The 8920-nt window shown below is 63.9% G+C and carries 7 protein-coding genes and 2 pseudogenes; 7 read left to right on the top strand and 2 right to left on the bottom strand.

Translation table 11 applies throughout. The features are described from left to right. A partial coding sequence (locus BBK14_RS38055) for a hypothetical protein (RefSeq protein ID WP_071059927.1) occupies positions 1-574 on the top strand: 574 nt, incomplete at its 5' end. A gap of 155 nt (positions 575-729) precedes the next feature. Here the strand turns inward: BBK14_RS38055 and BBK14_RS41985 are convergent. Then, positions 730-1187: pseudogene (locus BBK14_RS41985) on the bottom strand (integrase core domain-containing protein); the annotation flags it as partial. Between the two features lie 328 nt (positions 1188-1515). On the opposite strand from BBK14_RS41985, the gene BBK14_RS37665 reads away from it, so the two are divergent. The 6 genes from BBK14_RS37665 to BBK14_RS04375 all read left to right on the top strand — a co-directional run bounded on the left by BBK14_RS37665 (position 1516) and on the right by BBK14_RS04375 (position 8122). After that, entirely contained in the window at positions 1516-2934 is a 1419-nt protein-coding gene (locus tag BBK14_RS37665) for a hypothetical protein (protein WP_131802159.1), read from the top strand. Positions 2935-3002: 68 nt separating this feature from the next. Then, on the top strand, positions 3003-4280 hold the full coding sequence (locus BBK14_RS04395; RefSeq protein WP_241831123.1) for a DegT/DnrJ/EryC1/StrS family aminotransferase: 1278 nt from the start codon (positions 3003-3005) through the stop codon (positions 4278-4280). 170 nt (positions 4281-4450) lie between these two features. After that, on the top strand, positions 4451-5143 hold the full coding sequence (nodB, locus tag BBK14_RS04390; RefSeq protein WP_071059924.1) for a chitooligosaccharide deacetylase NodB: 693 nt from the start codon (positions 4451-4453) through the stop codon (positions 5141-5143). 159 nt (positions 5144-5302) lie between these two features. After that, positions 5303-5884 carry a NodA family N-acyltransferase gene (locus BBK14_RS04385; protein ID WP_071059923.1) on the top strand — a complete coding sequence of 194 codons (582 nt, stop codon included), beginning with the start codon at positions 5303-5305 and terminating at the stop codon, positions 5882-5884. 423 nt (positions 5885-6307) lie between these two features. Then, positions 6308-7150, top strand: a complete 843-nt coding sequence (locus tag BBK14_RS04380) for an IS5 family transposase (protein WP_071059922.1) — start codon at positions 6308-6310, stop codon at positions 7148-7150. A gap of 108 nt (positions 7151-7258) precedes the next feature. Next, the gene (locus BBK14_RS04375; RefSeq protein WP_071059928.1) at positions 7259-8122 is read left to right on the top strand and encodes a LuxR C-terminal-related transcriptional regulator; all 864 of its coding nucleotides are present in this window, start codon (positions 7259-7261) and stop codon (positions 8120-8122) included. Positions 8123-8497: 375 nt separating this feature from the next. Here the strand turns inward: BBK14_RS04375 and BBK14_RS41980 are convergent. After that, a pseudogene (locus BBK14_RS41980) lies at positions 8498-8650 on the bottom strand (helix-turn-helix domain-containing protein); the annotation flags it as partial. Positions 8651-8920: the final 270 nt, after the last annotated feature.

Here is an 8920-nt window from a genome sequence, read left to right as displayed (position 1 = left end):
CATGTCTGACCCCGAACTGCTCGAGTTGGCCTTCGTGCGCTTTCCGCGGCGGGACGCAAAATATGAGGTCAGATGCGTCGGCTGCAAGCTCAATGAGCCTCAGTTCCAGGAACGTCCCACCTTTTTTCGTGAGCTGGAGGCTTGGCCGAGTCTGAAAGTAATCGCGCTCAAACGGCGGAACCTGCTCGAGTCATTCCGGTCCCTCATCCAGGCGCGTGAGAGCGGCCGCTGGCTGGCCCCCAGCGCGCACGGCCCGACGCCGGTGCCGCCACGCGTGAAGCTGTCACCCGCAGACTGCGAAAGTTACTTCAGAAGCGCCGAGGAGTTCTATGGCCGCATCTTCGCCAGCTTTTCCCCGGAGAAAATCCACGAAGTTTACTATGAGGACCTGCGGGATAGCCCAGGGGAATGCCTGGCGGAGATCTGGGACTTTCTCCGTGTTTCCCCGCATCCGCTGTCGGACTGTCATCTCCTGCAGCGGCAGGAGACGCGCCCGCTCAGCGAGGCGGTGCTGAACTACGACGAGCTGCGCGGCCACTTCCAGGGCACCCCGTACCAGGCTTTCTTTTCGTGAGCGTGATCCCGCCGGGGCAACGCGCAGCGCAGTGGCAGCCGCGTGCCCAGCGGTCCACGGCGATGAAGATAGTGGGGTCTCCTCCGGCTCGTTCCAGTGACGGTTCAGTTGGCTGTAGGGAGCCAGAACTGGGCTGTCGGTGTTGACCCGGGGTTTTAGGCGGCTTGTTCGTATCCGTTGATCAGGCCACCGAGGACAGGCTGGCGCTTGATCCGTTCCCGGGTCAGATCGGCGACGGGGTGGTCGGGCCGTGGTGCCTGAAGGCCGCGGCCGCGGTGGGGGCGTCGCCCTGTTCGCTCACTGGCGGCTGGGGGTGTATCCGAAGGCTGGATGATGGGAGCCGGGTAAACCGAGAGGTTTACGCCCGGTTCTGCGAGAGCCGGGGGGCGCGATTCCCCCGGCTACTCACCTGGGTGGTCCACAACTCGTCTGGGTGTGCGGTGACCCCGAGGATGTGGACGGAGCGGGAGCCGACTTCCATGACGAACAAGCAGTGCAGACGCCGGAGCGTCACGGCGGAGTCAACGTGGAAGAAGTCCACGGCCAGCATCGTCGATACCTGGGTGTGCAGGAATTGCCGCCACGTCGTATCGGTCTGCCGCTTTCGTGATGGGTAGCCGCCTCATTAAAGTCTCTTGGTCATCACTCTTGGTCATCGCTACTAGGCGTAGCGTTATGGCGACGATCGGCTGGTGGGTCGCGGGTCTTTGCCTGAGTTTGCGTTGAAATCGGAGCTGCGGCGAACAGGCCTTGTCAGGCTGGGACATTCCGTTAGAGTTCGACCGGTACTTGTCTCGCGTCTGGTGGGCCTGGAGGAGGCCGTCAGACGCGGGACAACACAACACCTACCCGATGACCCGCGGTCGCGGCTCTCACCGACACGTCAAGGCCGGCGAACCGATGGAGTGCGATGTGGAATACGACGACAAGGTCTGGTGCCCATGAACCGCAAGGTTGCCGTTCTCGGCGGTGGAATGGCCGGGCTGGAGGCCGCGGTCCGAATGGCGGCCCAGCCTGGGATGGAAGTCGAAGTCATCGAAGCCGGGCCGGCGACCCGTCGCCGTCATGTCGACGGGGATACCTCGATCCATCCGGGCGATGAGAAGGTCCGGCGGTGGACCAGCGACGGCTGGGGATTTGGTGCCGGTCTTTCGGAACGACTCGGCGGGCGTTCGCTGTGTTATCACGGTGTTCTTCTTGGGCTCACTTCCAAGGAGTTGGTCGACTGGCATCCCTGCTGGCAGGAGCGGTTAGTCGGTCCGGCCGGCTGCTATGCACAGGTTTACGCAGAACTCAGCCCGAGGTTTCCGGGGCTGGTGGCCTCAGCACAGTTGTCCGCTGCGAGCAGAGTCGGCCTCCAGCACGCTCCACAAGCAGCACGCTATGACAGTCTGACCGGCCGGTTCGAAGCCTATTCGCCGCTATCAGCGGTCCTTCGACTCGCCGCGGCAAGCGACCGCTTCCGCGTCGTCCGTGGCCGTGTGCGGTCCCTGAGGCGCGGTAAGCTCGGATGGGACGTAGAGGTGGCTACCCCTTCTGGCAGCGCTGCGACGAGGCAGGGGTTCGACGCATGTGTCCTCGCGTCGTCCGCTATCGGGAACATCCAGATCCTGGCCCAGACGACAGGGGAGTCGATCACGACTTCCATCACGGACCATTTTTGCGTCGGCGCCCTCGCGCGAATCGAACCCGGTGAGCCCCTGGGCAGCTTTCGACACCCGATGCTATGGACCGGATACCATCCGGTGCCGTCACTGTCCGCCAACATCTTCGTGCAGGAGCGGCCGGCTCTTCCGAACGGTGACCGGCTCATCTCGCTTGCAGCCGTGATCGAACAGGGCAGCGGTCCGGCCGACTTCAGCACGCTCGCGGTCCAGCCGTCGTCGATCGACGGCATTGCCGCTGCCCACATAACGACGGCGATTTCGTCCGCCGATCTCGATCGCATAGGCAAAGTTCGACAGGAGCTCCTGCGCCTGGCAGACGAGATCGCCCAGGGTTCGCTCCTCGACATCACCGCACCGCGTCCCGACGGCGACTGTCTGGTCGGCCCGGCCGACGGCGGAAACCAGGGCGAGGAGTCGCGGAAGTTCGGCGAGGCCGAGGCCTTTCAAGCGTTGCTCGCCGAACCTCTGGCCGGGCGGGTTGCCCAGTTCGAGCTACCGTACGGGTCGTTCGAGCATGAAGCCTGTTCCCACCCGCTCGGCGGTGCACTGAAGGTCACCGTCGACCTCGAGGCCGAGGCGCTTCCCGGCGTCTACCTAGCCGGTCCGGGGAATTTTTCCCGGACCGGCGCGGCCAACCCGGCACTCACCATCATCTCCATGTCGCGTTGGCTCGGCGACTTGCTCGCCGGTTGAGATTCACGTTACCCGGTGGCACACGATATCTATTTCCGCCCCGACTGCCCACCTGTTAAAGGAGGTCGATGATGTCCAAACTCGCCATATCTGGTGGTACTCCGGTTACGGATGAACCGTTCCCGGCCTGGCCCAGCTTCGCGCCGGAGAGTATCGACCGGGCCATGGAGCCTCTCCGCAGCGGCCGGGTGAACTACTGGACCGGTGAACTCGGCCGGCAATTCGAGGCGGAGTTGGCCGCGTATCTCGGTGCCGAGCACGCCATCACTACGAATAGCGGAACCTCCGCCTTGCACACCGCGCTTGCTGCGCTGGGTATCGGGCCTGGAGACGAGGTCATCTGCACTCCGTACTCCTTCGTTGCCTCGGCGTCCTGTGTGCTGCAAGCTGGTGCACTGCCGGTCTTCGCCGACGTCGACGAGTCGCATACGCTCAGTGTGGCCGACGTCGAAAAGAAAATCACTCCGCGTTCTCGGGCGATCATTGTGGTTCACCTCTACGGCGTCGTCGCGGATCTTGATCCGATCATCGATCTGGGCAGGAAGCATGGTTTGTTTGTCGTTGAGGACTGCGCGCAGAGCATCGGCGCGACCTACAAGGGGAGGAAGGTCGGAACGGTCGGCGATGTCGGCTGTTTCAGCTTCTGCCAGAGCAAGCACTTCACCACCGGTGGTGAAGGTGGCGCGATCGTCACCGATGACGAGGACCTGAGCTGGGAATGTCGTTCTCTCCGGGACCACGGCTTTGACGTGGCCAGGAGGATGGGGCTTATGGAACTCGGGCCGGAGTACATCCATCGGCGGGTGGGCTTCAATTACCGGCTAACCGAGATGCAGTCAGCCATCGGAATTTCCGAACTCGCCCGCCTCGACTCRTGGAATCTCCCGCTGCGTCGCGCTAACGGCCGCCAGCTGATCGAGGCCCTCAAGGATCACCCACTGGTGATGCACACCCCGGTGGATACCACAGAACGGGAGAACGCTTTCTGGTGGGCGCCCTTCGTGCTTGACGTGGAGCAGCTTTCGGTCCCTCTGGCAGATTTCGCCGCGGCCATGACCGCGGAGGGCATGCCCTTCACGGCGGTACAACTGGGAGAGATGTACCGAGAGCGCGTCTTCGTCGAGCGCAAGGGCTTCGGGAAGCTGAACTACCCGTTCGACGACCCCAACGCCACCCCGATCGACTATTCAAGGACGAGTTGCGCCACGGCGCACTGGCTCTCGGCACGCACACTCACGCTGTACACCCACCCGGTCTATATCGAGCGGCACATGCAGCAGTACATCACCGCCTTCGAGAAGGTGGCAGAAGCCTTCCAAACGAAGACCCCAACGGGCATATCGTGAGCGATAATCGACAAAGGTACCCTAATTTTCCATCTGGAACAATCAAGACCGGGGAGATGTGCTATTAATATCGAAATCCGGTGGCGGATATGTTGGGAGGCCCAGCTTACGTCGACTGATCAGACGGAGCCGGCGGAACGGGAGACTGCGTGTCGGAAGGAGCCCGAACTGTGACCGGACGTTGCCCGGACAGCACCCTTGTCGGTGGCCAGTCAGGGACTCGCCGCATCGCCCTCACGTTCGACGACGGACCGGATCCTTATTACACGCCCCGAATTCTCGACCTRCTCGCCGAGCAGGAGGTGGCCGCGACATTCTGCGTGCTCGGAACCTACGCGGCCGCGTATCCCGATATCATCTCCAGGATAGTCGCGGAGGGCCATCTATTGGCCTGCCACTCGATGACACACGCCGATCTGTCGCGCTCTGGCGAGCAACAGACACGGTGGGAAATAATGGCGGCGAGCCGGACGCTGCGGGCTGTCGCCCCCACCGCGCGGGTGCAGTATCTACGCACACCGTACGGCCGGTGGAACGACGGGGCGCGGCGTGTGGCCGCCGAACTCGGCCTGCAGCCTCTTGGCTGGACGATAGACCCGCGTGACTGGTCGGCACCGGGGGTGACAGAAATCATGGACGCACTCCGGAGGCAGCTCCATCCGGGTGGGATCGTCCTGCTACATGACGGATGCCTGCCCGAAAAGAAACGTGGCTGCAGCGCCTGCCACCAAGACCAGACGCTGGCGGCGGTGCCGCTCCTCATCCGCGAGTTACGTCACCAGAGCCTCGCCCCCGGTCCTCCGCTGCTGGAGGCGCTGCCCCGGCGGCCGGCTGCCGGTACACCGATGGGATATGGCTGGTAAGGGCACGGGCCGGCGGAGCCGCGGCGACTGACAACCGATCCGCGCCGCCCGCATGAGATCCTACGGGCCAGAATCAATGCCAGCCACAGCCGAGCCATCGAATGAAATGGAATACCCGCGACCCCAACAGGGGCCCTGTAAAAACTGGAAGAGTTTCCTATGAAAACGCAAATTCAGTGGAAAACGTACTGGGAGAATCAGCTCGAACCGGGTGACCACGCGGAACTTGCCGAGTTCTTTCGAAACACCTACGGGGCTGTGGGTGCCTGGAACGCGAAACATTTCGAGGGCAGCCGTAGCTGGGCCGGAGCGCGACCCGAGCTCAGGATAATCGGGTATGACGAGCGCGGAGTGGCAGCGCACTTCGGGGTGCTGCGTCGTTTTATCAGGATCGACACAATCGATCAGCTCGTCGCCGAGGTCGGACTGTACGCTGTACGCTCGGATCTACAGCGATCTGGAATCGGTTATCAATCCGGGATCAACGTGATGATTCCGACGTTGTTGAACCTGAAAGTGCCGTTCGGTTTCGGAACCGTACGCCACGAGTTGCGCGAGCATGTCGAGAAGGCCAGCGCTGCGCTGACAGTCGTGTCCGGAGTCCTGGTGAGGTCTACAAATCTGTGGGACAAGTGCAAGACGTGTGTCGAAGATCTTCTCGTCCTAGTCATTCCGCTTGAGCGCTCCGTGGACGAGTGGCCGGCCGGAGAGCTCATCGACCGGAACGGACCCGAGCTGTGACACTCGCCCATCCGCGCCGGCGGCGCCGGCGGGCGGAACAGGCGTTGAACCTGAAGGTCCTGCCTGTCGTCATAGCCGAGCGCGGCGGACTTCTTCGAGACACGTGGAACGCGTCCACGTCACGGATCTGCAGGAACGACCCGTCGATCGCCTACACTTCCCGCGCCCGCGCTGACTCCAAGATCTTGGAACTCCTCCAGCGCCTTTCCGTAGTCCGTGCGCGAGCTGACCAGCAGGTGGCGGGCAGCGCGGTAGGTCTCGGTCGCGGCAGTTGACGTCTTCGGCGAACTCCTTCCAACCCCGCACAGGGTGGCGCCGAGCCACCCCCGGCTGCTACCCCCGGAAGTTGGTAGAGGGTGTTTGAAAAGGATCAGGATGGGGAAACTGGGGGGTGTCTGAAGCCTCGCGTGGGGGAGGCTGGTGATGGCTGAGCGGCGCTGGTATCCGACTGATCTGTCCGATGCCGAGTGGGAGCTGATCGCTCCGTTGATTCCCGATCCCAAACCCGGTGGCCGGCCGGTGGCGCATGAACGCCGGGAAATCGTGAACGCCCTGGCGTACTGGATACGGGCCGGATGTTCCTGGAGGCTGCTGCCCCATGATCTGCCGCCCTGGCAGACGGTCTACTACTACTGGCGACGGTGGCGGATCGAGGGCCGCTGGGAGCAGATCCTGGCCCGGCTGCGTGAACGTGACCGCACCGGTGGTGGCCGGGACCCGACCCCGGGGGCGGGGATCGTGGACAGCCAGAGCGTCCGGGCCACCGATGGAGGTGGGCTGCACGGCTACGACGGGGCCAAGAAAGTCAGTGGTATCAAGCGACATCTGCTCGTCGACACCACCGGGACCGTGCTGGTGGCCTGCGTCAGCCCGGCCAGCGTGGACGACCGTCAGGCAGCCATGGTTCTGCTGTCCCGGGCCTGCGACACCTGCACCCGGCTCGGGCATGTGTGGGCCGACCAGGGCTACCGCGGACAGCAGTTCCGCGACTGGGCCCAGAGCGCGGTCGATATCGGCGTCGAGATAGTGTCCCGCCGCGACGGTGGATTCCGGTCCACCTGGGCCTGGGCCGGGGACCCCCCACGGCAGGTGCCGATGTTCGCGGTGGTACCCCGCCGGTGGGTGATCGAGCGGACGTTCGCCTGGCTGGTCAAATACCGCCGCCTGTCCAGAGATTACGAATACCTGGCCGCCACCTCCGAGAACKCGATCTACCTGGCGATGAGCATGATCCTGCTGCACCGCCTCGTCGGGAGGCGACCCTGATCCTTTTCAAACACCCTCTAGCAGGCGGGGTAGCCAGTCGACGGCCCGCCTCGGCCGGGTTACTGTGATGCGCCCGACATGACGGTGTGCGCAATGAGGATGGACGTGATGAGTGACATCCGATTACTTCGTCCAGACGACCGCGCGGCCTTGCGAGCCGAACTGCGCACGATCACCCGGCAGGGCGGAGTCTCGGTGGCGTTCGCCGGGGAGGTAGGTGGCAACCGGTTGCGCTTGACGGAGTTCCTGGGCACTCGCACCACCGGCCTGCACAACTTGGAGATCCGTCCCGGTACGGGGCTGGGCGGCCGGGTGATAGTCCAGGGCCGCCCGGTCGGGGTGACCGACTACGCCAGCGCGCGGAGCATCACGCATGACTACGACCGGCCCGTGCTCCACGAAGGTCTCGCCTCGTTACTCGCGGTTCCCGTCCACGCTGGTGGCCGTTGCCGTGCTGTCCTCTACGGCGCGGTGCGCCAGCCCTCCGCGTTCGGCGACCAGATACGGGACGAAATCGTTGCTGCGGGCCGGCGGCTCGCCCACGAGCTCACCATCCGGGACGAAGTCGATCAGCGGTTGGCGATGGCCGAGTCGCTCGCGGCCGTCAGACAGCTGGAGCCCGCGGACGCCGCCACGCTCGAGGAACTCCGTTCGGTGCACTCCGAACTGAGGGCCATCGCCGGAGCCATGTCCGATTCGGTGCTCCAGCGCAGGATTTACGCGGCCGCACAACGTCTCGCCGACGTCGGCGAGAGCGGACCGAAGAACGATCCTAAAGTACGCTTGTCCATACGCGAGACCGATGTCCTCGCCCAGGTCGCCCTCGGCTGCACCAATGCCGAGGTCGCAGACCGGCTTTCGCTTTCCCATGAAACGGTTAAGGCATACCTGCGATCCGCCATGCGGAAACTGGACGCGGGCACACGCCACGAAGCCGTCGTTCGTGCCCGCAAGGCAATGCTGCTCCCCTGACCTCGCCCGACGGGTGAGAGCCGTTGAGGTGGTACCGAGTCCGGACTGGTCACCCAGCCGGATCGGTACCACCTGCCGCAGCGGAGTCTAATTCGCCGGAGTCAAGCACCCCTCTCCGCGGTACACCGGACAAAACGACGTGCTCTTCCGCACCGGGCTCCACAGAACGGTGCCGAGTCTCGGCTGGTCTTACGCGTCATCCGAAACTCCTCGGCCACCTCCACCTGGGCCCATCCCCTGGCGAACTGGTCAGACGCGGCCATCCGGCCCTGTTCACGTTTCTCCTGCTCGGCGGCGGTCAACCCACCCCCAGTCGGGTACCTCATATCTACGGCTACCCGACCCGCCCATGGCTGCCACTGATCACCAGCGACTTCACGCATTAAAGATCAAAAAGCAGAGGTTACGGCCATTGCGTCTCACCTCACGGCTGATCACAGGCTGGTGGTGATTCATTCGGCTCGCGATCTCCTGATGCGACAGACCCGCCTCCAGTTCCCTGAAGATCTCCTCCCGATCCGCGAACGTTAGCTCCCGGCCTCACACCCAGCCCCCCGATCAGTAGATAGCCCTTCTACCAGAGCTGACGCGACGACCGGTTGAGACTGCCGACCGCTTCTGGTTTTCCGGGCCTTCCTTCGGTGGCGCGCTCGGTCACCTCGGAGGGATCGGGCCGTGAGGGCGGAGATTTTCCCATGATTGGCGACGAAGCGAACCGCCCAGTCGCCGGAATCGCGGCCACGTGCAACATCGTGGTGACTGAGTGTCAACGACCGAGTGCCGTAGGAAATCGATCCG

Source organism: Parafrankia soli, assembly GCF_001854695.1.
Classification (GTDB): domain Bacteria; phylum Actinomycetota; class Actinomycetes; order Frankiales; family Frankiaceae; genus Parafrankia; species Parafrankia soli.
This window is presented reverse-complemented; position numbering and strand designations above follow the sequence as displayed.

What these genes read in the sequence shown, in the direction of transcription:
- BBK14_RS37665 (WP_131802159.1), top strand. Translation starts at nt 1,516, where the DNA reads ATGAACCGCAAGGTTGCCGTTCTCGGCGGTGGAATGGCCGGGCTGGAG.
- BBK14_RS04385 (WP_071059923.1), top strand. Translation starts at nt 5,303, where the DNA reads ATGAAAACGCAAATTCAGTGGAAAACGTACTGGGAGAATCAGCTCGAA.
- BBK14_RS04375 (WP_071059928.1), top strand. Translation starts at nt 7,259, where the DNA reads ATGAGTGACATCCGATTACTTCGTCCAGACGACCGCGCGGCCTTGCGA.